This is a genomic window from Metabacillus herbersteinensis (assembly GCF_042433335.1).
Taxonomy (GTDB): domain Bacteria; phylum Bacillota; class Bacilli; order Bacillales; family Bacillaceae; genus Metabacillus; species Metabacillus herbersteinensis.
Map to the genome: position 1 here is coordinate 134,542 of NZ_JBHLVO010000006.1, position 25,379 is coordinate 159,920.

At 37.2% G+C, this 25,379-nt stretch carries 23 protein-coding genes and 1 pseudogene; 16 read left to right on the top strand and 8 right to left on the bottom strand.

All coding sequences use genetic code 11. The features are described 5' to 3' along the window. Positions 1-113 precede the first annotated feature (113 nt). The 5 genes from ACFFIX_RS10230 (at position 114) to salA (ending at position 5,705) form a co-directional block, all read left to right on the top strand. Positions 114-1,586: an NCS1 family transporter gene (locus ACFFIX_RS10230; RefSeq protein ID WP_378933429.1), complete on the top strand. Its 1,473-nt coding sequence runs from the start codon at positions 114-116 to the stop codon at positions 1,584-1,586. A 25-nt stretch (positions 1,587-1,611) separates the two neighbouring features. After that, positions 1,612-1,836: a hypothetical protein gene (locus tag ACFFIX_RS10235; RefSeq protein WP_378933431.1), complete on the top strand. Its 225-nt coding sequence runs from the start codon at positions 1,612-1,614 to the stop codon at positions 1,834-1,836. A 41-nt stretch (positions 1,837-1,877) separates the two neighbouring features. Continuing rightward, the gene (locus ACFFIX_RS10240) at positions 1,878-3,083 is read left to right on the top strand and encodes an NAD(P)-dependent malic enzyme (RefSeq protein ID WP_378933434.1); all 1,206 of its coding nucleotides are present in this window, start codon (positions 1,878-1,880) and stop codon (positions 3,081-3,083) included. Between the two features lie 79 nt (positions 3,084-3,162). Then, positions 3,163-4,521: an aminotransferase gene (locus ACFFIX_RS10245; protein WP_378933437.1), complete on the top strand. Its 1,359-nt coding sequence runs from the start codon at positions 3,163-3,165 to the stop codon at positions 4,519-4,521. A gap of 122 nt (positions 4,522-4,643) precedes the next feature. Next, a complete protein-coding gene (salA, locus tag ACFFIX_RS10250) occupies positions 4,644-5,705 on the top strand; it encodes an iron-sulfur carrier protein/transcriptional regulator SalA (RefSeq protein ID WP_378933440.1) in 1,062 nt (353 codons plus the stop codon). Between the two features lie 191 nt (positions 5,706-5,896). On the opposite strand, the gene ACFFIX_RS10255 is transcribed toward salA, so the two are convergent. From ACFFIX_RS10255 to ACFFIX_RS10270, 4 genes and pseudogenes are all read right to left on the bottom strand, one after another. Next, positions 5,897-6,436 (bottom strand): hypothetical protein, encoded by a 540-nt coding sequence (locus ACFFIX_RS10255; RefSeq protein WP_378933443.1) that lies wholly within the window; start codon positions 6,434-6,436, stop codon positions 5,897-5,899. 506 nt (positions 6,437-6,942) lie between these two features. Further along, positions 6,943-7,056: pseudogene (locus tag ACFFIX_RS10260) on the bottom strand (alanine dehydrogenase); the annotation flags it as partial. 49 nt (positions 7,057-7,105) lie between these two features. Next, positions 7,106-8,263 carry a CaiB/BaiF CoA transferase family protein gene (locus tag ACFFIX_RS10265; RefSeq protein WP_378933445.1) on the bottom strand — a complete coding sequence of 386 codons (1,158 nt, stop codon included), beginning with the start codon at positions 8,261-8,263 and terminating at the stop codon, positions 7,106-7,108. A 457-nt stretch (positions 8,264-8,720) separates the two neighbouring features. Further along, complete coding sequence (locus tag ACFFIX_RS10270; protein ID WP_378933448.1) at positions 8,721-9,953, bottom strand: Zn-dependent hydrolase; 1,233 nt, start codon at positions 9,951-9,953, stop codon at positions 8,721-8,723. Between the two features lie 375 nt (positions 9,954-10,328). Here ACFFIX_RS10270 and ACFFIX_RS10275 point away from each other — a divergent pair, with 375 nt between their 5' ends. Continuing rightward, the gene (locus ACFFIX_RS10275) at positions 10,329-10,706 is read left to right on the top strand and encodes a PAS domain-containing protein (RefSeq protein WP_378933451.1); all 378 of its coding nucleotides are present in this window, start codon (positions 10,329-10,331) and stop codon (positions 10,704-10,706) included. Between the two features lie 173 nt (positions 10,707-10,879). Here the strand turns inward: ACFFIX_RS10275 and ACFFIX_RS10280 are convergent, their stop codons facing one another. Continuing rightward, complete coding sequence (locus ACFFIX_RS10280) at positions 10,880-11,155, bottom strand: SDR family oxidoreductase (protein ID WP_378933454.1); 276 nt, start codon at positions 11,153-11,155, stop codon at positions 10,880-10,882. Positions 11,156-11,510: 355 nt separating this feature from the next. On the opposite strand from ACFFIX_RS10280, the gene ACFFIX_RS10285 reads away from it, so the two are divergent. After that, entirely contained in the window at positions 11,511-12,968 is a 1,458-nt protein-coding gene (locus tag ACFFIX_RS10285) for an alpha/beta hydrolase (protein ID WP_378933457.1), read from the top strand. A 934-nt stretch (positions 12,969-13,902) separates the two neighbouring features. Here ACFFIX_RS10285 and ACFFIX_RS10290 read toward each other — a convergent pair. Next, the gene (locus ACFFIX_RS10290) at positions 13,903-14,796 is read right to left on the bottom strand and encodes a LysR family transcriptional regulator (protein WP_378933460.1); all 894 of its coding nucleotides are present in this window, start codon (positions 14,794-14,796) and stop codon (positions 13,903-13,905) included. Positions 14,797-14,932: 136 nt separating this feature from the next. Here ACFFIX_RS10290 and ACFFIX_RS10295 point away from each other — a divergent pair, with 136 nt between their 5' ends. From ACFFIX_RS10295 to ACFFIX_RS10325, 7 genes are all read left to right on the top strand, one after another. Beyond that, a complete protein-coding gene (locus tag ACFFIX_RS10295) occupies positions 14,933-16,114 on the top strand; it encodes a M24 family metallopeptidase (RefSeq protein ID WP_378933463.1) in 1,182 nt (393 codons plus the stop codon). A 153-nt stretch (positions 16,115-16,267) separates the two neighbouring features. Then, positions 16,268-17,314 (top strand): ABC transporter substrate-binding protein, encoded by a 1,047-nt coding sequence (locus ACFFIX_RS10300; protein ID WP_378933465.1) that lies wholly within the window; start codon positions 16,268-16,270, stop codon positions 17,312-17,314. A 28-nt stretch (positions 17,315-17,342) separates the two neighbouring features. Beyond that, positions 17,343-18,233, top strand: a complete 891-nt coding sequence (locus ACFFIX_RS10305) for an ABC transporter permease (protein ID WP_378933468.1) — start codon at positions 17,343-17,345, stop codon at positions 18,231-18,233. A gap of 20 nt (positions 18,234-18,253) precedes the next feature. Further along, positions 18,254-19,039: an ABC transporter permease gene (locus tag ACFFIX_RS10310; protein ID WP_378933471.1), complete on the top strand. Its 786-nt coding sequence runs from the start codon at positions 18,254-18,256 to the stop codon at positions 19,037-19,039. A gap of 226 nt (positions 19,040-19,265) precedes the next feature. After that, entirely contained in the window at positions 19,266-20,384 is a 1,119-nt protein-coding gene (locus tag ACFFIX_RS10315) for a M24 family metallopeptidase (protein WP_378933474.1), read from the top strand. Between the two features lie 42 nt (positions 20,385-20,426). Then, complete coding sequence (locus ACFFIX_RS10320; RefSeq protein WP_378933479.1) at positions 20,427-21,557, top strand: ABC transporter ATP-binding protein; 1,131 nt, start codon at positions 20,427-20,429, stop codon at positions 21,555-21,557. 48 nt (positions 21,558-21,605) lie between these two features. After that, entirely contained in the window at positions 21,606-22,130 is a 525-nt protein-coding gene (locus tag ACFFIX_RS10325; RefSeq protein WP_378933481.1) for an SMI1/KNR4 family protein, read from the top strand. A 416-nt stretch (positions 22,131-22,546) separates the two neighbouring features. Here ACFFIX_RS10325 and ACFFIX_RS10330 read toward each other — a convergent pair whose 3' ends face one another. Further along, entirely contained in the window at positions 22,547-22,741 is a 195-nt protein-coding gene (locus tag ACFFIX_RS10330; protein ID WP_378933484.1) for an HRDC domain-containing protein, read from the bottom strand. Positions 22,742-22,839: 98 nt separating this feature from the next. Further along, on the bottom strand, positions 22,840-23,004 hold the full coding sequence (locus ACFFIX_RS10335; RefSeq protein WP_378933487.1) for a hypothetical protein: 165 nt from the start codon (positions 23,002-23,004) through the stop codon (positions 22,840-22,842). A gap of 406 nt (positions 23,005-23,410) precedes the next feature. On the opposite strand from ACFFIX_RS10335, the gene ACFFIX_RS10340 reads away from it, so the two are divergent. Both ACFFIX_RS10340 and ACFFIX_RS10345 read left to right on the top strand, forming a co-directional pair. Next, entirely contained in the window at positions 23,411-24,574 is a 1,164-nt protein-coding gene (locus tag ACFFIX_RS10340) for a glucose-1-phosphate adenylyltransferase (protein ID WP_378933489.1), read from the top strand. A 171-nt stretch (positions 24,575-24,745) separates the two neighbouring features. Beyond that, positions 24,746-25,201 (top strand): hypothetical protein, encoded by a 456-nt coding sequence (locus ACFFIX_RS10345; RefSeq protein WP_378933492.1) that lies wholly within the window; start codon positions 24,746-24,748, stop codon positions 25,199-25,201. Positions 25,202-25,379 lie beyond the last annotated feature (178 nt).

Below are 25,379 nucleotides of genomic sequence, written 5' to 3' on the forward strand. Positions count from 1 at the left end.
TAGGCTTAGTGAGAAACACCATTTTATCATCGAGGAAGGACTATTCCTTCCTCTTATTTTCCATCACAACCTATTCCTACATGTAAAATAATTTTGAGAAAAGGAGAAATGGAATGAAAAAAAACAATAATTATTTGAAATCTCCTGATCTGCTACCTATCCCCCATAGTGAAAGAAACATTGGTACACTTGGATTTTCAATGATGTGGGTAGGAATGGCTGTAGTGTTAGCAGCATTTGCTCTTGGTGGGGCGGGTGTACAAGTAATGCCACTGCCATGGGTATTATTTGCTTCATTTATTGGGTGTCTTGCGATTGGTTTTTTAATTACTTTAATAGCAGATATAGGAATTGAGCATGGAATATCATTCCCGGTTTATTTGAGAGCTCCTTTTGGGACATTTGGGACACATCTCCCATCTCTCCTGCGTGGGGTGGCAGCTTCTATCTGGTTTGGAATCAATTCTTATTTTGGTGCCGCGGCAATTAATGGAATATTAAATATATGGACTGGCTTTGATAACTGGTTTATTTGTTTCTTTATTTTTGTAGTAGCACAAATCATTAACACGTCAATCGGGATTAAATCTATAGAGAAATTTGCCGACTTAGCTGCCCCTACAATTGTCTTAATTTCTATATGGATGTATTACACATTATCAGGTCAGGCAAGTGCAGCAAATAAAGATGTTTGGACATGGATTGAGAATCCTGTGTCTGGAGTAGCTTTATTTACGGCTTTTTTAACTATTGTATTTGGGAATATGGGTTACTGGTCGACTTTAAGTGCAGATATCTCCTCGCTATCCCGCTTTATTAAAGCACCAAAGTATGAGCGGAGATGGTTTAAGCGGAATAAGGGGGCTTTAGTTGGGAGTGTTATAGCGCTGCCTTTAACTCAAACCTTTGTAGTTGCAATTGGTGGTGTTGCATATATTGCTGTTGGTAATTATGACCCAATTGTCGCTCTTCAAGAATCTGCTGGGGGGTTAATACTAGGGGTCTTACTCCTAATGATCGTTCTTGCCCAATGGTCTACAAACACAGCATGCAACTTGGTTCCAGCTGGTACGATATTCTCCAATATTGGCGGACCTAAAGTGCCATTTTATGCTGGAGTTATCATAGCTGGAATAATTGGAATGGTGTCGCAGCCATGGAACCTTTTTGATACTTTAATACCCTTCCTATTAATCATTGGCGGAGTGCTGGCAGGTCTTGTTGGAATTCTTTTTACAGATTATTATTTAATCCGAAAACGCCGAGTGAATGTAAAGGACTTATATGAACAGGATGGCCAATATCGTTACCATGCGGGATTAAATTGGGCAGGCTTTATTTCTTGGGCAATTGGAGGAACTGGTGCTGTTATCTTCTCCAACTATTCATTTGTAGTGGGATTTGTCCTCTCTGCCACTAGCTATTATATTTTAGCAAAATATTGGTGGTTTAATATATATAAACAGGCTGAACTGGAAGATCCAAGTGATGAGAAGTATTTAGGCATTACAGTTGGACGTGATTGGGTGATTGATACTGCTGAAACACTGGAAAGCGCACCAGAAAAAGAAAGCGCTATCATTTAAATATTTTAATTTGGAGGATGAAAATATGTCATCTTATATAGAATTTTTAGAAGAAAAAGAGAAAATAGATGAATTGATCGGAAAAGGATACCAGATTGCAGGTGTTCGTGAAAACTTAAGCGGAGCATTCGTAGAATTTGCACCTTCCTCTAATAATATGGGGCAAAAGGTTGAACTTCATATTCTAACTGCAGATGCCCGAAAATATTTCTCTAATATAATTATTGGTAACCAGAAAAAGCTAGTTTAATAACAGAGTGACCACAATTTTTTAAAGGGGAGTGACAGAGATTGGATATGAAAGAAAAAGCCTTGGAACTTCATAGGAAGTATTCAGGAAAGCTTAATATCGGAATTAAAATTCCAGTAAAAGGCTCAGAGGAATTAAGTTTAATCTATTCACCAGGTGTTGCTGAACCTTGTAAAGAAATTGCAGTAAACGAAGAAAAAATGTATGAATATACGATAAAAGGCAATTTTGTTGCAGTTATAACAGATGGGTCATCTGTTTTGGGACTCGGCAATATAGGTCCTAGAGCTGCGATGCCAGTCATGGAAGGAAAGGCTGCCTTATTTAAATTGTTTGGGGGAATTGATGCGATTCCATTATGTTTAAATACCCAGGATGTTGATAAAGTAGTCGAGACAGTGAAGCTTCTTGAACCGACATTCGGAGGGATCAATCTTGAAGATATCTCAGCGCCAAATTGCTTTGTGATTGAAGAGCGCCTTAAACGAGAACTGAGTATCCCGGTGTTTCATGATGATCAGCATGGAACTGCCATTGTAACTGCGGCTGGGCTGATTAATGCATTATCATTGGTGAAAAAACGGCTGATTGAAATTAAAGTAGTTGTAAATGGGGCAGGGGCAGCAGGTGTAGCAGTAGTGAAGCTTCTTTTATCTATGGGGGTCAAAAACTTAATTTTATGCGACTCACAAGGAGCTATTTATCAAGGGCGTCCTATTAGGATGAACCGCATGAAAGAAGAACTAGCTAAGCAAACGAATAAACAGAGATTAGATGGGTCATTGGAAACAGTCCTAAAGGGTGCGGATGTATTCATTGGTGTGTCCGTTGCCGGAGTTTTAACTACTGAAATGGTACAGACAATGGCAAGTGACGCTATCATTTTTGCGATGGCTAATCCGGATCCGGAAATCATGCCTGACGAAGCAAAAGCAGCAGGTGCCCGGGTTGTCGGAACTGGACGTTCTGATTTTCCAAATCAGATTAATAATGTGTTAGCTTTTCCGGGAATATTCAGAGGGGCACTTGATGTGAGGGCAACAGAGATAAATGAAGAGATGAAGATTGCTGCTGTTTATGCCATTGCTGAAATAGTTGGTACACATGATGTTCATGAGGACTATGTTATCCCTTCACCATTTGATGAGCGGGTGGTAACTCGTGTAGCTCATGCTGTATCACAGGCTGCTATTGCCAGCGGGGCAGCAAAGAAATTAGATTTAGAGAAAGATAAGCTGCCGGTATGAGCATTTCTATCCAGTTTTAAATGTCCATCCAAATTGTATGTTAACGCCAGGCTATGAAGGATTGAATGGAGGGAAAATAATGAAAGTTCAAACAGAAAATCAAACGCTTATTCAAAAAGATAAAGAACATTTATGGCATTCGATGAGCAGGTTCAATGCAAACGCCAGCCCAATGATTGCTTCTCAGGGTGAAGGTTCCTGGTTTAAGGATATGGAAGGCAATAAATATTTAGACGGTGTTTCAGGTCTATGGTGCTTAAACTTAGGGCATGGACGTAAAGAAATCGCACAAGCTGCTTACGATCAAATGGTGAATATCTCCTATTTTCCACTTACTTTAAGCCATGTTCCAGCTATTGAACTTTCAGCAAAGCTAAGCAGCTTGTTAAAGGCTTCTTATACAAGCTATTTTTCGAACAGTGGATCAGAGGCAAATGAGGTAGCGTTCAAGATTGCCCGGCAATATCAAGTTCAAAATGGCAACCCAGGAAAATATAAATTCATTTCGAGATACCGTGCCTATCATGGCTCAACAATGGGGGCGCTAAGTGCAACTGCTCAAGCAAACCGCAAGGATAAATATGGTCCAAGTGCTCCAGGGTTCCTTCATGTTCCCCCGCCATACAGTTATCGCAGTACATTTGAGAGCGATCTGGCAGCTGCAGAATACATCAGGGAAGTCATTACATGGGAAGGGCCTGATACAGTAGCCGGCGTAATTTTAGAGCCGTTTATTTCTGGAGGCGGTGTGCTGATTCCATCAAAAGAATATCTAACGAGGGTAGCAGAAATTTGTAAAGAGAATGATGTCCTATTAATTGTCGATGAAGTTGTGTCAGGATTTGGAAGAACGGGGGAAATGTTTGGCTTTATGCATTCGGAAGGTGTGCAGCCGGATATTGTTACCATGGCTAAGGGATTAACAAGCGGCTATTTTCCATTAGGGGCGACAGCTGTCCAATCGTATATTTATGAAAAATTTAAAGAAGAAGGCGACAAACAGCATTTCCGTCATGTGTCCACTTTTGGCGGACATCCTGCAGCATGTGCTGTTGCCTTGAAAAATATTGAGATTATTGAAGAGGAGAAAATCGTTGAAAGAGTCTCCCAGCTTGGAAGTACCATTTTAAGTGAATTGCGAGATTTAGAATCGCTTAATTGTGTTGGAGAAGTTCGTGGAATTGGCTTCTTGTTTGGAATCGAGCTAGTTGCAGATAAGCAAACGAAAGAACCTGCAGCCGATGAGTTATTAGGGAAGATCATAGCAGTATGTAAAGAAAAAGGGCTCATAATCGGCCGAAATGGCGACACGATTCCAGGCTATCAAAACGTCCTGATTCTTGCTCCTCCTCTTTCTTCAACTGAAGAGGATTTACGCTTCCTTGTAGATACAGTAAAAACGGTTATAGAGGAACATGATTTAAAACAACTATATTGAAAGATTTGAAAACATAGAATAACAAGAACAGGCGAATGCCTGTTCTTGTTATTCTAGTTAAAAGGTTAACTTTTTAATTAACGAAATTTGCTTTACATATAATCAGAAGGGAATGATCATCGATGGTTTCAAAGGAGCAAGTCATGGAACTAATTAAAAGTGTCGAAGATCCAATTTTACATAAAAGTGTGTTAGTTCATGAAGTGAAAATAAAAGGAAGCCATATAAGTTTAAAAGTGGCTCTATCAAAAACAGGAACTTCCGAACAGTTGGAGGTTCAACAACAGATTGTCAAATTGTTAAAAGAAGCAGGGGCAGAAACAGTCGGATTACGTTTTGATAGTCTTTCTGAAGAGGAAATGACATCTGACGAAGCAAAGAAAGTGAATCCTGGAACTCCGCCGCTCTTATCATCTGAATGTCAGACAACGTTCCTTGCCATTGCAAGTGGTAAGGGGGGGGTAGGAAAATCCACCGTTTCCTCCAATCTTGCAGTGGCCCTCAGCAGGCTTGGGTACAAAGTAGGGTTAATCGATGCTGACATTTATGGTTTTAGCATCCCTGATATGATGGAAATAAAAACGAGACCGGAAATTATAGATAATAAAATTATCCCGCCTGAGCGGTTTGGCGTTAAAGTGATGTCAATGGCTTTCTTTAGTGAAGATAATTCGCCAGTCATTTGGCGAGGCCCAATGCTTGGAAAAATGTTAAACAGTTTTTTCAGCGAAGTGAACTGGGGTGAACTGGATTTTTTACTGCTCGATCTGCCACCGGGAACAGGTGACATTGCTCTGGATGTACATTCAATGCTCCCTTCCTCAAAGGAAATTATCGTTACGACACCACATCCTACTGCTGCCCTGGTTGCTGTCCGTGCCGGTAAGATGGCACAGACAGCAAATCATGAAATTTTAGGTGTAATCGAAAATATGTCATATTTTGAAAGCAAGGAGACGGGAAAAAAGGAATATATATTTGGCCGTGGGGGAGGAGAAAGAATCGTTCAGGAATTAAAAACTGATTTATTCGGAAAGCTCCCGCTCGCCCAACCTGATGAAGAAGATCCGGATACTGCACGGTCTATCTACGGTGCGGATCATCCGATAGGAAAGATATATGAGGGAATTGCTAACAGCGTGATTGCTAAAGTGAAAAAGGAACAATTTGTTGAAGTGAAATAAGAAATACGGAACCTTATTAAGGTAAATAGATAGATTTCTATATACCAGCCTTCCTCTGCTGTAAACATTAGGAGAGGAAGGCTGATTCAGGATAAAGACTGTACAGAGATGGTCTACTATACTATCTTTTGTGGAAAGGAAATGGAGTAATCTACTTATGAGTTTGAGATATAAGAGGTGATCATTCTCTTTTAAGAAGGCTGCTGTTTGAGTTTGTTGATATTAAAAACAAATTCTATTTCTATATTCTCAACTTGATGGGATTGATCATATAGAACGTAATAAATAATTTCATCATTTAAATGATAAATAATACCGTCAAATGAATGATGAAGAAGGTACTCCATTATAACTTGTCCAATTTTTTTTGAAATCTCTGAAGAATTTTCCATTGTTTCATTTATTTCATTGTACGAATCAGAATATTTCCAATTCAAAGCTTCTTTCCTTAAACGGGTTTCATTATACTTATAATTAAGAATAAAGGGGTTATTTAACTGAATTTTTTGCTTTAGAATAACTGCCCGCTCATCATTTTCTACCTCGGCATGGCAAAACGCATATTGTGCGGCGAGTTCCTGGTCGTTGACTAGATATATTCCTTGTCCGAATAAAGAACGGGCGGCTACTCCATTGAGAAAGTCCCTGGACTCGGTACGCCCATATCTTTGGTTACGAACAACTGCTTGCGCCTCATTAAAGCTAACTCCTCGATAGGCTGTTCTTTTCACTTTAACAACTTCCCCCTTATAGTAAGTTTAAGTATTTGGCGAGCACAAAAGATAACAAACCTCTAAATCTCTGTTTTTATTTAGAAGACCAAACCTTTTCCAAAATGATGAAAGCGCATACAAAACAAATGAGCTTAAAAAAGCCTCCTGACAATCTCCTAATTAGTCGAAGAAAAGTAGTTAGTAGATTTTCACTCTTAATTTTATGTAATCTAGCTATCCATGTATATTCCTTGTCATAAAAATGACTTTGCTTTTTGAGGGTGTCAAGTTTTAAAAAATAAGTGTATATATATATTTTAAACTAAGAATTCAGAATTACTAGTCTTTTTCGGAAAAATAGTATGATAAACTTAATAATTCCATCAAGAAATAACCATGATGGAATTAAAATAGGAATTTTTACTTGTAGAAACAACTAGATAGAATTGTAGCAATCATTTTTATAACGGAACAGTTTCTAGAGCTTTGTATACAGGGACATATTCAAAGCCTAAATCATCAGCATAAGCAACAGAAGTAACACCGCTTTTAATAAGTGCATTGGCAAGCTCAGGTTCCGCGGCTAGATGCAGGTAAGTTAAAAGAATTGAATCATCGCGGAACATGTCTTTTTCCTCCTATTTCAGTAACCGATTTAATGATATAGAGTTTAGCTAATGTCAAACCTTATCGAACTGCTTCATCAAACTTATATCTCAATTCCTCTAAAACCTGTGCGGTATGCTCTCCTAACTTTGGAGGGAGGCTGGAAATTTGGCCTGGGGTTCTTGAAAATTTCACAGGTATACCAAGCATTTTAAATTTCCCTAGTACCGGATGCTCTTTTTCAATAATCATTTCGCGTTCCTTCAGGTGGGGATCATTTAAGATATCTGAAAACTTGTTAACGGGACCGCAAGGAATACTTTTACTTTCAAACAATTCCATCCAATCAGCACATGACCTCTGTTGAAATACATCCTTTAGCATAGAAATTAATTCTACTCGGTTCCTTACACGGTCAGGGTTGGTCATGAATTTAGGGTCCTCAAGTGCTTTGACCCCCATTAGTGCAGTGAATTTTTTCCACAGGCCTTCATTTGCAACCGCCAGGATAAAGTGGCCGTCTGAAGCCTCAAAAACCTGGTAAGGAACTATGTTTGGATGTTCGGTTCCCATAGGTTCAGGATCCTTGCCAGAGGCAAAGTAATTACTGGCAAGATAGGTTTGCCACGAAACCATCGTATCTAGCAGGGAGACATCAACCCACTGGCCTTCACCTGATTTTGCTCTCTCCAGAAGGGCGGCTAGAATGCCGAAGCCTGCCCACATTCCCGTACCCACATCCGCTAGTGAAAATCCTGCTTTAGTAGGCGGTCTTCCAGGTTCGCCTGTAACCGACATTAATCCGCCCATTCCTTGTGCCAGGATGTCATAGCCAGGCTTTTGAGCATAAGGGCCGGTTTGGCCATAGCCAGAAATCGAAGCTAAAATAACTTTCGAATTTTGGCTTTTAAGTGTTTCATAGCCAATCCCTAGCCGGTCTAGTGTTCCAGGGCGGAAGTTTTCAACGACAACATCGGCTGATTCTACCAACTTTAAAAAAATCTCCCGGTCCTTATCTTTTTTCAGGTTGAGTACCACACTCTTCTTGTTACGGTTCACACTTAAAAAGTATGCGCTCTCATCTTGGATAAAGGGAGGGCCCCATTGTCTTGTATCATCTCCTTCAGGGCTTTCAATTTTAATTACCTTAGCGCCAAGATCAGCTAAGGTCATTGTACAATAGGGACCGCTTAAGATTCGGCTTAAATCCAAAATGGTTATTCCTTCGAGTGGTGACATAGAATCATCTCCTTTTGAAATTGGTTTTTCTTTTTAAGCAATGATTTAATGCCCTTAAGGGAAATCTAGAGGCTTACCCATGTAGTGTTTGTTGTCTCCGGTCGGTAAAAAATACTTGGGGTGAAAAAACGACAGTTGACCGTACTCCAGCAAGCACGGAGGTGGAATAATAATCAAAATTTTTAGAATTTAATAAGCGGAAATGATTACCTTTGGAATACTGAGTATAACTCATTTTTATTATATTATATTTATTGCATTTTAGCAATTATAATTAATTTATATTAAAATAAATAACATTGTAAAATATTTTATTTTAGCAATTAAATATATTTAATTGAAGTTTGTGAGTGAAATTTGTAAGATGTTCAAATGACAAAAAAACCGGAAATCCTGGAGCTGGAAATCCGGTTTTTTATAGATCATCTTTAGAGGAACTATAACTGTGAAAATATTCTTATTGAGATTGCAGTGAAAGAACGGTTTCAAGAATGACATTTATGCCTTTTTCGCAATCTTCCCAAGTAGTAAGTTCATCTTCACTGTGGCTTTTTCCATTAATACTAGGAACGAAAATCATAGCGGATGGAATATAGCTGGCTATGAATTGAGCATCATGTCCGGCGCCGCTAACCATTCTTTTGTATGAATATCCTAAAGAATTCGATGATTGTTCTAACGAATCACAAATTTCTTTATCAAACCAAACGGTATCCCGGCCCCATAGCTTTGTTGCTTTTACTTCACAGCCTTCATTTGCAGAAGACCCGGTCAAACTAAAAATTATTTCTTCAACTTGTTTAATGGTCTCTGGATTTTTATGTCTGGCTTCCAGTGAGAAGACGACTTTATTTGGAATGACCGTATGGATATTCGGTTGGACGTTCATTCTTCCCATTGTAAAAACCAAGTCATCATCAAGAGTGCTTAATTTATTGCGTGCTTCTATTATTAAGTTGTTCGTTGCGAAGAGGGCGTCTTTCCTCATAGACATAGGAGTGGTACCGGCATGGTCAGATTCACCAGTTACTTCGATTTCATAACAAACCATTCCAAGTACACATTCAACTACCCCGATAGTAAGAGATTCATGTTCAAGAATTGGGCCTTGTTCAATATGTAATTCCAAAAAGGCTCCCGCTTCCTTCAAACGTTCCTCTTCATCTCCTGCGTATCCAATCGATTTTAATGCTTCTCGAAAAGTAACACCATCTGTATCCGTTTTTTGTAACATGGCAGATTTCTCGAATTTTCCTGAGAGAACCCCCGAAGCCATCATTGAAGGCTCAAATCGGGCACCTTCTTCATTTGTGAAATTTGCAATCGTGATAGGAACCTTTGGTTTTATATTATTTTCTACAAGCGTCCGTACCACTTCTAGACCGGCGACTACTCCTAACACGCCATCAAATCTGCCGCCTTTTTTTACTGAATCCAAATGAGAACCTAGTACAATCGGCGGTTTATTCTCAGTGCCTTCTAAAGTAGCATACATATTGCCCATGTCATCCACCTTAACGGTCAATCCCAACTCTTCACAACAAGATCGTAAATAATTTCTAGCTAATCGATCCTCCTCAGATAATGAAAGCCGTGTAACTCCGTTATTTTCTGTAAGTCCAAATCTGGAAAACTCTTCAAGTGTATGCTTTAATCTTTTGCCATCAATTAATATTTTTTGTTTTTGCACATTGCACACTCCTTTTATTATATTTATTCTCTATATATGTATTAATAACATATAAAAAGATTATTAATTTAATATTTCTACAAAATATTTTATATTCCTTCCTTTTATAAGATTTTTGTTAGTTAATATTTAGAGGGGATAATAGTATAGACTCCACAGCAGTTAATACTTTTGCTAGTCTATAAATACGAAGGTGGCTAATTGAGAAATTGGGCTTAAAATAAAGATAAAGGATTTCTAGAATAAAAAAAGCTGACTCGAATAAGTCGTTATTTAACGTCCTTTTGAGTCAGTCTTTTTTTAAATAAAAGAAATCAAAAATGTAAGTATTTTCAATAACACTACCAAAAAGGGAGATAAATGGCTTATCATACAATGGATTTTATGGAAGGACAAACGACCGAAAAGCAATTAGATTGGTTAGTTGCTACTTTACAAGCTATTCACGATGGAGTTTTGGTGATCGATAAAAATGAAGTTGTTCGAATGATAAACCCAGAATATACGAAAATAACTGGAGTTGCACCGGAGAATATTGTTGGAAAGCGACTTCGAGATGTTAGGCCAAAAGCTTTGTTAGTCGAAACGTTAAAGGATCGAAAAGAAAGAGTCGGTATTTATAGGAAAGAGGGAGTCACAGAATATGTTGTTGATATGGCCCCAATTATTTTGAATGGAGAAACAGTCGGTACTGTTTCAATTTGTAAGGGAGAACATTTTCTTCGGATAGTTATAAAAATCATATATTACTAGGATCATGGTTTTTCAGTATCGAAAGTATTTGCAAAGTTGCTACTGTTATCGCTGTCGTAATGCCAAGTACATTTTTGAAAAAGACTAGAAAAACTATATAAACTGTTCTCAAATCTTTGAAATCAGAAGCTGTCTCATGAGGGTCTGATCTTTTACTTAGTTCGTATACGTGCTCATGTAGAAATGCGGAAAAATATTGGTGTGGTACGTATCTCAAGCTGTTCGTCAGCAATGGCCAATAAGCTTTCTTGTGGGTACTGAACACCTTGGTTCAAAATAAGTATATCAAGCTTCCCATAGCATTCCATTGTTCTTCTTACAACTTCCTTCGAAAAGTCCGGCTGCCTCAAATCCCCTTCTACCAGCAGGATGCATTGCCCGAAAGACTCAACTATCTGCTTGGTCGCTTTGGCGTCCAAGAGTTCGTGAGGCATGTAAGTGATCACCATATTCGCCCCTTCTTTAGCGAAACCAATTGCGATTGCACAGCCGATGCCGCCGTCCCCCCAGTAATAATAGCGACTTTCCCCTTCAATTTGCCGCTTCCCTTATTTAATTATCCTGTCAGAATGCCTTCCACGGCTTTAAATAGTAAACCGACTCATAAATGAAAGATGAGAAAATTAAATGGTAAATTGAGACAATAGCCTCGTGATTTTAGAAGGATGAAACAGTAAAATAGTATTATTGGAATTGTGTGAATTTTCTATAATAAGAAGGGGGATGGATTTTCTGAAAGGAAAATTGCTAGCGCTTGCTTTATCTTCGTCTTTGTTATTTACATTTTATCCTGGAGGGAAAATGATGGATCAAACATATGCTTCAGAAATGGATAAGCTAATACCCGGGGCAAATGATGTGTCTGAAATTTATTTTGATGGGGTAAATGGAAACTGGCTGACTACGAAAAATCCGCAGCAATATCAAAAAGCAGTTGTATATGGAAACCTCGGTTTGGCTCCATATAATTGGGGGAATTCGACCGAAGGTACCGGTTGGTATCAGATGTATAAGCCTGCAGAAATTAAGGGGACACAGGTAACTGGAGTTTTTGACGATGCGCAATTCGTTATTCGTATACCAGAGAACTGGAATGGAAAACTGGTCGTTTCCGGGATACCTGCCACCCGGAATGAAACTTCGACAGACCTGCTCTTTAGTGATTTTGTGTTAGAAAAAGGTTTTGCATTTGCGGCGATTGATAAAGGGACACAGGGGGAAAGCGATCCCATTGATCCGTTTGCAAAGGTAAAAAATGCACTAATCAGTTCGGATGATCGTGTAGCAGAATGGCATCTGCGCTACCGCCAGGTGACAAAATCGGCTCAAAGCTATTTAAGTAAGCATTACCCTGATAAGCTGATTCGACCGAATGATGCTGCAAACCCTGCAAGCCGTTTAATAAAGAAAGACCATAAAGTGCCTACATACGCTCTGGGAATTTCAAACGGTGGCTACGTTGTCCGTTATGCGCTTGAAAATGATGGACCGGAGAAAACAGGAGAGCCGCGACTTTTTGACGGCGGAGTTGATTGGGAAGGGGTGTTATGGACAGACAAGGCTCAGAACTTAATTAGCTCTTTGACAACTGTAGTCAATAATGCCGATGAAGCCATTTTTGACAGCGGGAAAGAACGGGACAAAGCAGTAAAGGAAATGTACAAAGCAGGTCTTCCACACGGATCCGAAAAACTATGGGCCTATCATGACCAGGTATATTGGTTTGTAACCTTAAATATATACCGGGATCACTTTGATCCTGACGCACCAGGAAGAATTAACTGGCAAAACTATTTAAATTTTGTGAATGGGGCAAGAGACCGCAGCTATGATCATATCTTTGAAGATTATAACTATTTATCACGTCCAAAAAGTATAAAAGAAAACATTAAAGAGGTAGCGAATACCGGTGATATTGACGTGCCTTTAATCAGCATAACCGGTTCATTGGATTCTCTCATTTTTCCTGCGATTCATGCAGAAGGATACAAAAAACTTGTGGAAAAAGCAGGAAAAGATCATTTGCACCGTCTTTACATGATCGATAAAGGCAATCATGTGGACAGCCTGGTCTGGAATCAAGCAACAGATCCGGACAGAGAGCTTCAACCCTTATTGCCTTATACCCATCAAGCTTTTGATCTGCTTGTTGATTGGGTGGAGAACAAAGAAGAAGCTCCAAACAGTATGACTGTAGCCGCACCGCAAAATCCGGTTAAAGTTATTGACATAAATTCTGGGGAGGAAAGGGATCCCCGTTAGAGGCAAAAAAATAATCTTAAAAAGAACGTGATGAACTACCTGTAATTAGACAAATCAAGCCTCCTGCGAGGAAAGCAGGAGGCTTGTTATTACTGATTTATCTGTTTTATTAAAAAGTAAACATTTCTTCGCATGACCGGATAAGAAGTGGCAAATGCTGCACAGCTATACTATTAATTTGCAGTTTTTCGGGTTTAATAACTGGCACTGCCTAAGGTCGCTACTCCTGCAACCAATAAAACTGTTCAAGAAATAATGGAAGAAGTTGTTCTTATTTCAGACAATTTCAAAGTTTTCCAATGTTGGAACAGCCGTAAACATACAAGAAGAACAAGGTGGAGGCTATGACGTTCTAATCCAGACGAAAGCACTACTAACAACTTAATATCTTAATAATACATAATTCTTCTTAATTAAAAAGCAAGTTAGTAGTTTTTTGGAAGATCAGGTGAGCTTAAAGGTGTCTTGAGAGGGATAGAAAGGAATGAATTATTAGACATACTTAATTCATGAAGACCCACAAAAAAGCGAGATTTTTCGATGTTTACTTTCATAATATGTGTTATTAGGCTTGGTGTTATCGACAGTATGTGACAAACTTCGGGTGGTGACAGTGGTTGCATTGTTCCCGTGCCTCTGGTCACCCGGAATTTATTAAATATCGAAAATCAAAATTTCACAGAGAAGCCTTAATGGAACCGACTTAAATTAAATCATACAGAACCGCTTTTCTGAGGCATTAGAAATATTTAGGTAAGAACGGTAAAAGAAGTTATTAAACCACGATCCACATATTATAGGAATTGAAGAATCGTTAAATGTTACTTTGACTCATACGTCTTAGTAACAATGAAGCATGAGTCCTCGGCATACTAAAGATACTGTTACTATGAAAGTTTTGTTGAAAAAAAAATGATTCCTGTAGTATTTCCGATTAATTATATTTTGGAATTATGATCTCTCGCATTAATTTCAGAAAGGCTTTCACTACCGGATGCTTGTTATCTTTATTCCAGGCTATAGAGTTAACTTTAATGTAAGGCTTATTAAATAGTTTATAGACAATTCCTTCAAGTTTGATAAACTGAGTAGATTCTGGAACAATTACAATTCCTATACCTGCTGCCACTAGAGAAACCATAGTATGCTGCTCTTTTGCAGTCTGAACCACGTTAGGTGTAAAGCCTGCATCTTCATAAATTTTATTAATGGCATCATAATAACCTTTTCCTGCTTGCATAGGAGGCATAATAAACTTTTCATTTGCTAATTCTATTGCGTTTATTGGTCCATTTCTTTTTGCTAAAGGATGATAATCAGGCAGGCATACTACAAATGATTCTGTTCTTAACATTTCAGTGTCTATTAGAGAACTTTCAATCGGAGAAACCAGCAAACCAACGTGAATTCTGCTCTCTTCCAAAGCTTTTATTTGTTCTGACGTGGTGAGCTGTATCAAATCAAGAGTAATGTTTGGAAGAAGTTTATTGCATGTCTGGATTATTGTTGGAAGTAAATCAAATGCTGCTGAACCGCCAAATGCTAAGACTAATTCTCCAATCTCTCCTCTATCAACTCCTTGCGCTTCTTCACATGCATTATTAATATAATTCAATATTTTGCGAGACTTTTCTAAAAAGACTTCCCCAGTCACTGTCAGTTCAACGCTTCTATTCGTACGATTAAACAGTGTGATATTTAATTCTTGTTCAAGTTGTTTTATCTGCTGACTCAGAGGAGGTTGAGAGATATTTAGCCTTTTTGCTGCTCTGCCAAAATGGAGTTCTTCTGCTACCATAATAAAATATTTCAAATGACGTAGTTCCATAATAATCAGCCCCAATTAATGATATGTTTTACGTATCATTGTCTCATAATCATATATTACACTAATTAAGCCCTGGATGTTATTCTGAATTTAGAATATTAAATAAATTCAGAAAAGTACCGGAAGGTGGAATCTAATGAGACTTTCTATATTAAAAGAAGAGATTATTAACCGGCAACAAACTTTGTATTCCTCATTACAGGAGAAAAAAATTGACGGAGCTGTATTATTTAGCGTAACTGATATTTTCTACCTTACTGGATTTAACTTTCGTCCTTCTGAAAGGCCCGTAGTTTTTTTTATGGATCCACAAGGAGATACACATCTCCTTGTCCCTCATTTAGAAAAAGAACATGCCGAAGAATATTCTCAAGCCCAATATGTGCATATCTACCCAGAATACCCAGGTTTGCGGCATCCAATGGAGTTTTTAAAAGATAACCTAATTGAGGTTGGATTTCAAAATAAGGTTATAGGTATAGATGCCAATGGCTATAGTTCCCCAAAAGGATATCAAGGGGCAAGTTTAAAAGATTTAATAAATGTAAAGAAATTCGAATCTCTTCGGGGTTGGGTCGAGGAATTGAGAGTAATTAAGTCTCCAGGAGAAATAGAGTTGATCAAAGAATCTTGCCGTTGGGGAAATTTAGCCCATAGACTCTTGCATAAATATAGTAAGGCTGGTCTTAGTGAGATTGAAATTTCTGGTCGTGCAACACACGAATCAACAATGATGATGATTGAAACACTGGGGAATGGTTTTAACCCACATGGTGAACCCACACACGCTTTTTATAGAGGTCAGATCGGGCCGCATTCATATTTCCCACATTCACAAACTCAAAACTTAATTTTAAAAAAAGGTGACAATTTAGTTTCCCAATCAGAAGCTAGTGTTTGGGGCTATAGAAGTGAACTAGAGAGGACAATGTTTGTCCAAGAGGTTAGTAAGGAACAAGAAAAGTATTTTACATTAATGAGAGAGGCTCAAAAGATTGCATTTGCTAGCATTAAACCCGGGAACCCTTTTTCTTCTGTAGAAAAAAATGTCCAAGCATTCTATAAGGAGAATAATGTAGACCATTTAACCCGTCACCATACAGGTCATAATCTAGGGTTAATTAACCATGAAGCACCTTTTTTTGACTTAGGAGACGAACGAATCATGAGGCCTGGGATGGTTGCTACAATTGAACCGGCGTTATATGTGGAAAATTTAGGCGGATTCCGTCATTCTGATACGATATTAATTACAGAAAGTGGTGTAGAGCTACTTACTTACTATCCGAGAGATTTAGAATCCTTAATTATACAGTAGCATTCAATATTGCCCATTAAAACTATAGACTAGAAGATGATGACAAAGGTTTTTAATAAGTTTTATTTAAAGTATATAAATATGTTCTTTTCTTGAATCCTCAATCAAGTAAAGATGGGTAGACTCAAAAAATAATTAAAAGGATGGTAGTCTATGAAAAAATATAGTTTGTTTTTGCTAATATCCATCTTAGCACTAAGTGCTTGTGGGGTTGAATCGTCCAGTTCATCGGAAGGCAAGAGTAGTGGCGGCGGAGATGTGGTAGTAGGAACTTGGGGCGGAGATTACGAAGAATTTCAGAAGCGTTTCGTGGAACCAGAGCTATCTGAAGACATTGATGTGACGTATGTTCCTGAAAGCACTGCCGCTCGTTTGACAAAAGTACGAATTGAAAAGGATGGAAAAGGTACTTTTGACGTTGTTGATTTAGCTGATAATACAATGCAGCAATTAATTAATGAAGATTTATTAATGGAAATTGACTATGACAAACTATCAAATGCAGAAAAAGTAAACCCTGATTTAAAAAATCCTTATTTTATTCCTCATATCTATAGTGCAGGAGTTCTAATTTATAATGAAAATTTAGTTGATGAAGTACCTCAATCTTGGGATGCGCTTTGGGATCCAAAATATAAGGGGAAAATCGGAGTTTACACTGCTGTATTTGAAAGATGGTTATATGCAGCAGCAGCTGTTGAGGGTGTAGCTGATAAGAATAATTGGGATGAAAGCTGGGATAAATTACTTGAACTGAGTAAAAATGAACCGAAATTTTATACTTCTCAAGAGGAATTAGGAAGAGCTATACAAACAGGCGAAGTAGCTTTGTCTATAGGATGGAAGGCAAGGGCAGTGCAATGGAATGATGCTGGCGGCGACCCAATAGGAAGTGTAGTTCCAAAAGAAGGTACTTTTCCAACTGTCTATGGATCTGGAATTCCTAAAAATGCTACTAATGTTGAAAATGCATACCGTTTTCTAGATGCGATGCTAGATGCGAAATCGCAAGTTGACTTTGCTACAAATATGGGTTATGTCCCAACAGTGGACGATGCTGAGTTACCTAAGGAATTGCAAGAAACCATTGGATTTACAGATGAAGAGCTTGCTCTTATCAAACCTGTAAAATTAGACTATATAGCGGAAAATTATGCAGATTGGAAAGAAAAGTTTGATAGAGAGTTAGCAAGTAAGTAAAAAATGATATTTGGGAGGGCAATTTATTGTGGCAGCAATAAAAGAACATAAAAGACTAGAAGTTGGAACTCTAATTGCTCCTGCAACAATTCTCATTACAATAATGTTCCTGCTACCCTTAGTTTATTTTCTAAGAACAAGCTTTAATAAAAATGTTTCAGGCGGCTCAATGGAGCCTGCCTGGACATTTGAAAGTTATGCAGAGTTTTTCGCAGATCCTTATTTTCTTTCAATTTTATGGAATACTGTATATATTTCATTAGCTGCTACTCTTCTATCTTTCGTTTTAGCTTTCCCTATTGCTTACAAATTAGCTAGAATGACCTCCAAATGGAAGATTGTGCTAATAGCAATGGTTGTTTTCCCTTTATTGGTAGGAAACATTGTAAGGGATATAGGTTGGATTGCGCTTTTTAGTCAGTCAGGATTGGTTAATCAATTGATTACAGGACTGGGTTTGGCAGAAAGTCCTATTCAAATACTCGAAACACCATTATCAGTAATCATTGCTATTTCTAATGTTGTACTGCCTTATATGGTTATATCTATACAGGCAGTAATAGAACGTATAAATCCAGCTCTAGAGGAAGCCGCTGTGGATTTGGGAGCATCTCAATGGATGGTTATAAAAACTATTTTGGTTCCTCTTGCTATGCCGGGAATTTTGGCTGGAACACTATTTGTTTTTATTCTCTCAATGAATGCATACACTACTCCTTTAGTTATAGGGGGAACGAAGGTTCAGATGATGGCTCCTGCTTTATACTCACAAATTACAGAGGTCTCTAATTGGCCGATGGGTTCTGCCATGGCGGTAATACTTATAGCACTAACTTTGCTCACATCTATTTTGTATCTGCGTGTAATTGAACGCTCTTCATTTGGTAATATTAATGCCAATACGGAGGTGAAAGGGTAATGCAGCCGCTATGGATACGCATGGTTAAAAATATTCCGATATATTTAATATTTGGTTTTATAATATTACCTGTTGTTATGGTAATTTGGATTTCATTCTTTTCAACTCAATTAATCACTTTCCCGCCAAAAGGCTACTCCGTTCATTGGTACACGGACCTTCTAGAACATAGCGATTTTTTAGGTTCATTTTTTTTAAGTTTAAAAGTGTCCTTTTTTGCTATGATACTATCCTTAATTTTAGGATTACTCGGTTCGATAGCTTTGATCCGCTTCCAATTTAAAGGAAAGAAATTTTTAGAATTATTATTTCTTTCTCCTTTAATTGTCCCTACTATCATTACAGGTATAGCAATTTATGTTTTTCTTTATAACTTTGAACGGTGGAGTAATATGGATCTTGTCCCCAGTGCATGGTCACTTATTTTAGCACATGTTATTATTTCAATTCCGTGGACTGTCCGATTAATTTCTGCAGGACTTCAAAGTATAAGTCCTTCCCTTGAGGAAGCCGCAATTGATCTAGGCTCAACCAGGTTCAAGGCATTTTGCGATATCGTTTTACCTAACTTAAGACCATCAATTATTGCTGCTGGGATTCTGTCTTTCATTCACTCATTTAATAACTTGGAAATCAGTCTTATGCTTGTCAGTCCAGGTGAAACAACTTTGCCGATCGAAATATTAAATTATGTATTTTGGAAAGTAGATCCACTTATAGCTGCAGTTTCAACAGTACAGATTATCCTTATCGGTATTTTAATGTGGATTGCTAATAGATTTATTAAAATTAGTAAAGTGTTTTAAGGCAAATGAAATACAAATTAACTTTCAATTTTTAAAAACTTGTACCATTATTTTATGTTCCTAATTTTTATTTAGTTGAATGAAAATATAAATAAAACCTAGTATTGTACTATCAATATGGAGGAACTAGGATCGTGTTCCTCCTGATAGTTTCCATTATTCGTTTTTCGGTTCGAATAGGAACGTTATGAAATATACTCAGTTAATTACAATGGAGGCGAAGAAAATGGACAAACGTTTGTATGAAGTATCAGGATGGCTGAAAGAAGAGAAAATAGATTTTGCATTTTTAAATTCTATAACAAATGTTTTTTATATGTCTGGTTTTTCTTGTCGACCATATGAGCGATTGCTTGGACTTTTAATTTTCCAAGATACAGACCCCATATTAATTTGCCCTCAAATGGAAGTAGAACAAGTGAAAAATTCGGGGTGGGAATGTAATATTATTAGTTACACAGATAATGAAGATCCATGGGAAATGATCCATACATCACTGGTAAAAAGAGGAGTGAGCCAACCAAAGGCTTTTGCCATTGAAAAGATTTTATTATCACACTATCGAAGTGAGAAACTTCAAAGTCTTTTTCCTTCGGCTTCAGTAGCATCCATTGATGATAAAATGAACAGTATGCGTTTAATTAAGAACGAAAAAGAAATTGAATCTATGAAAGAAGCAGTAAGATTAGCAGAGTTTGGAATAGAAGTTGGCATAAAAGCTCTTAAAGAAGGTTGTACAGAGCTTGAGATTATTGCATATATCGAATATGAACAAAAGAAAAAAGGAATTCATGAAATGTCTGCACCTCAATTTGTGTTATTCGGCGATAACAGCGGGCACCCTCATGGTGCTCCAGGATTAAGAAAGTTGAGTAAAGGCGATCTGGTCATGTTCGATCTAGGCGTTAAAGTCGACGGATATTATTCGGATATAACCCGTACATTTGCTTTTAATTCAATTACTAAGCAAAAGCAAGAGATGTACGACACAGTTCTGGCAGCTAATCTAAAAGCTATTGAAAGCTGTAAACCAGGAATAAGAATAGCTGAAATAGATGAAATAGCGCGAAAAGTTATTGTGGATGCAGGTTACGGTGAATACTATCCCCATCGTGTTGGACACGGTTTGGGACTAGAAGGGCATGAATTTCCTTCTATGAATCAAGAGAATAAGCACTTATTAGCTGAAGGAATGACATTTACTATCGAGCCTGGTATTTATATTCCTGGCATCGGCGGGGTTCGAATTGAAGATGACGTTCTTGTTACAAAAGATGGCCCTAAGTTACTAACCCAATATCCAAAAGGGTTGCAAATTCTTGAAGACTCAAGAGTTGAAAGTTGAAACAATTATTCTCAAAAAAATAGATAAAAAGGGGAGTAATTTATGGAAGAACTTATTCTTAGCCAAGTAACGAAAAAGTTTGGAGATTCTGTTGTTGTTAACAAATTAGATTTATCAATTAAAAAAGGAGAACTAGTATCTTTCCTGGGTCCAAGCGGGTGTGGGAAAAGCACGACTCTAAGGATGATCTCAGGCTTCTTAACACCTGATGAAGGTAAAATAATGATTAATAATACCGATGTAACGCATATTCCTCCAAATAAAAGGGATACCTCTCTCGTGTTCCAAAATTATGCGTTGTTTCCACATATGACTGTTTTTAATAATGTTGCATACGGGTTAAAAATGCGGAAAATTCCAAAAAGTGAAATAGAGTCCCGTGTTAAGGAAGCATTGATTATGGTTCATCTAGAAAACTTTGGAGATCGCTATCCGAGTCAACTTTCAGGAGGTCAGCAGCAGCGAGTTGCACTTGCACGTGCATTAGTTGTAAATCCGCGAATTCTTTTGCTAGATGAACCGCTCAGTAATTTAGATGCAAAACTTAGAGATGAAATGAGAAATGAAATTCTTCAGCTTCAACAAAGATTTAATTTAACATGTGTATTTGTAACACATGATCAAGAGGAAGCACTTGTTTTATCTGATAAAATTGTCGTAATGGAACAGGGTAATATTCGTCAAATCGGAACCCCAAGTGAAATTTTTGACTCTCCTAAAACATATTTTACTGCGGATTTTGTAGGGGTTCGAAACATTTTTGAAGGAAAATCTGATGGAAATGACTTTCTAACTGAAAATGGTTTAAGTATCAAAATGGATTATAATAAATCAAAAGTAAATAAAATAGGAATACGTCCGAATATGGTAGTTGTAAACCCTTCAGACAGGTTAACATATCCCAACCAGTTTAAAGTGAAAGTAATAAGAGTACTTTACAAGGGAACAATTATTGAATTAGAAACAAATTTTAAAACAGGAGAGACTATGATAGTCGAAATTCCTTCTGAAAAATATAGGATGGATACTGTAAGTGAAGGAGAAGAGATTGATCTCTGCTGGAGAACTAGCAATGTTATTCCATTATTTGATTACAGTGAAACTTCAACCAAAAGTATGGATACTTACGATATAAAAGTTCAAAGCGGGATATACCTCAATAATGATGTGTGAGCGAGAAAACGAGAACTTGTTTCTATAGACGGTTTTTCAGAGTTCCTTGTGCAGTCCGGTAAGCAGCCAAAAACGAAAATTCTTGAAACCTCTGTGATTAGTATGGAAGAACTCAGTATGGAATCTGTCGATAGAATTAATACTCAAACTATAATATACCCCTTACCAGATCAGGAATTATTAAGTAAAGAAGAACAGGCATGGAAAGTTAAATTGCCAAATGATTATGCTGATTTTATAAAAAAGAACAATGGTGTTACGCCGATTGATAACTCATTTACCTTCGATAATCATGGTTACCTAATCGAACGTTTTCTTTGCATACTTAAGGAGCCAGATAAAAGTAATGATGGGATGTATGATATAGATGTAATTCTAACTCTAACTCTAACTCTAACTCTAACTCAAATAGAAGACCGGTTAACTGATAATGAAGATCTAGTAGGTGTAGAAATCTTACCAATTGCTGTTTTATTCGCTGGTGATTTTCTGTGCTTAGACTATCGAGAAGACAATCTTAATCCTAGTGTATGCGTATGGTGCCATGAGGAGTCTGGGGAACTCGACCTGTAACAAAAAAGGTCGCTAAAAATATTAATGAATTATTTGAGATGTTAACGGAGTAAGAAAAAATGGATCTAATAAAAGGTCTAAATTGGCTTTTTAGTAGGTCTCTCCTCCTTTTATCATGGAATGGAGGAAGTAGCGATACTAGGAAATGAGCGGAATCGAATCATTCCCACCGATAATATTAATGTTTTCTTTGAACTGTTAAAGGAATAACCAAATATAAGCACAAAAGCCACTTTGGTTCTCGTGGCTTTTTGTACTTATAAACTATTATTATTTTATGCCGTATACCTACAACTCAGAAACCCAATACACCCAATAAATCATTCATTCTTCCCTTTGAGAGAGTGATAGTTTAAATGCTTCAAAGGTTGAATGAATGATGCCTGTTCACTACTACGACACAGGCATCTATTAAACTATATTGCACTTTGAACAATCTTTATAAGCTTCTCTCCAAACTCATCGGCTTTCTTCGGCCCAATACCTTCAATTTCTAATAGCGCCATAATAGTTCGAGGTTTCTTCTCTATAATGGCTTCTAATGTTTTATTGGTGAAGATGTAAAATGGTTTAACACTAAGTTCCTTTGAACATGTTGTACGAAATTCCATAAGATTCTACCTTCAGTTTCTCTAGAGTGTAATCTTCCATCCTAAATGGTTTAACTACCTAAGCCATATACTAAGATTTATAGTATTTTACCTTAACGTTATTTACAGCCTTTATAGATAAAATCGTTAAGTAATAGAATTGAAAAATGTGATATTAGAAAAGTAGTAAAAATCGCAACTTCGATGAAAACACTTTCAAAAATACTTTGAATTTTCTTTATTTTCTTTTCTACCGTAAATACGACTTCCCATACTACTTTCATGACCTATTTTTTTGATATTTGTGAACATTTGATGGTGGTATTTAATAATTTTCGACAAAAAGACATAGGTTTACAGGAATTTCAACAATAATCGCTTTTAAAAAAGGGGGAAAATCCTGAAATTACCTTATTTTTGTCGATACCTATCTAAAGCAGTCTTAATATATTGATTATTTTAGTATGAAAGATTTGTTAAGATTAAACCTGTTGATTAATGTTATCGGGACAACCTAGAGGAGGATTTCAGTGGAAAAGTTACTTTATGTCGTAAATCTTGATGAGGACACTAAACAAGTTCTTATTGATAATGAAGAAGAGCATGAATATTTTTATAAGTTGTGGGAAGAGGACCGCTTATAAAAAAATTATATAAATAGTTAAGAGAACGATTTCAGGAGGGACAACGTTGAAAAAACAATGTATTGCAATGCTTTTGGCTGGTGGAAGAGGAACAAGATTAAAAAACCTAACAGAGAATTTGGCAAAACCTGCCGTTCCCTTTGGAGGGAAATATAGAATCATTGATTTTACATTAAGTAATTGCAGAAATTCTGGAATCGATACAGTAGGTGTGTTAACCCAATATCACCCACATATTTTACAAAGTTACATTGGAGACGGAAAAGAATGGGACTTAAACAGAAGAGACGGCGGTTTAAGTATTCTTCCTCCCTATCAATGTGAAAACGGTGAGAGATGGTATGAAGGAACTGCTCATGCTATTTACCAAAATCGTCATATAATCGAACAATATGATCCTGAACATGTACTTGTTATTTCTGGCGATCATATTTATAAAATGGATTATAATAAAATGCTACAGCAGCATATTAAGTCATCAGCCGATGCCACCATTTCTGTGATAGAAGTTCCATGGAATGAAGCAAGTAGATTCGGGCTCATGAAAACGGATGAAAATACTGGTCGTATCGTAGATTTTGAAGAAAAACCGAAAAACCCTACCTCAAATTTAGCTTCTATGGGGATTTATATTTTTAATTGGAAGACTCTAAAACACTATTTAGAACAAGAAGAAAAAAATCAATTTTCATCGAAAGATTTTGGAAAAGATATCATCCCCGCAATGCTTATGAATAACCTTAAACTATTTTCCTATGAATTTAATGGGTATTGGAAAGATGTTGGAACGATCGATAGTTTCTGGGAAGCAAATATGGATTTACTCAAAAAGGATACCAATATTCTCCTAAATGATAAAGAGTGGAAAGTTTATACGGTTGAGCAAACTCACCCACCTCAATATCTTGATCTCGATGCTACAATTACACAGGCACTTATCAGTGAAGGGTGCGAAATTTATGGAACTGTTGAAAACTCTGTTCTTTTTAGCGGAGTAAAGGTAGGCAAAGGATCAATTATTAAGGATTCTGTCATTTTACCAAATGCAGTAATTGGGGAAAATGTAGTCATTGAAAAAGCAGTAGTTGGTCCAGGAATCTTTATCGAAGATGATGTTGTGGTTTCTTCAAAGGAATCCTCTAAGGAAATTACTTTAGTAGGAGAAAATATTCTTAAAGAACACAAAAAGCTTTTAACCAATGTTATTTAACAAATTATTGGAGCTCCTATACCTTCATATATCGCATCAGAACGTTATCAACGTTTCTGGTGCTTTTTTATCGTTTAGCGTACAATGTCAAATTCTTTTTTCAAGTTTTAAGGTAACTCGAATACACTTACTGTATTTTCCTTTTTTTACAAGTAGAGATTAACCAAGTTTATGATGAAAATAGACGCCATTTTTTTGATTCAGAAAATGGCATTCACCGAAGAGGAATGTGGCCTTGTAGGAGCTAGAAATTTAGATCCATACTTCCTTTGGGGAACAGACGCAGCCATCGTCGTTGATCGTCGCGGAAGCAGTGACATAGTTACTTCTTTTGGAGGGTATAGCCCATTTTGTGACATAGCGTATGGGGAGTTTATTGAGGATGTTGCAGTGGAAGAAGGGCTGGTTAACTGGGGATGTACTGCTGGAGGAAGTAGTGATACAAGGATATGGGCGGAAAGTGGAATCCAAAGTGTGAATCTTACAGCAGGATATAGGAATGAACATACTGATAGTGAAACGTTGGATGTGGAGGCTTGTTATGAGGTTACGAGGCTAGTGGATGGATTTTTTGGGAAATCACGGGAGCTTAGAGGTGTATTGCGATGGGTTGAAAGGAATGAATGATTAGACATACTTATTTCTTAAAGAGCCACAAAAAAAGCGAGTAACCTTTTTAAGGTTTTTTCGCTTTTTATTTTTTTTCAAGTGATTATAAGGCACAAATGCTATCGACACTATTTGACAAGCTTCGGGTGGTGACAGGCACCAAAACTTATAATATAAATTAGCAGGATACTGTCAT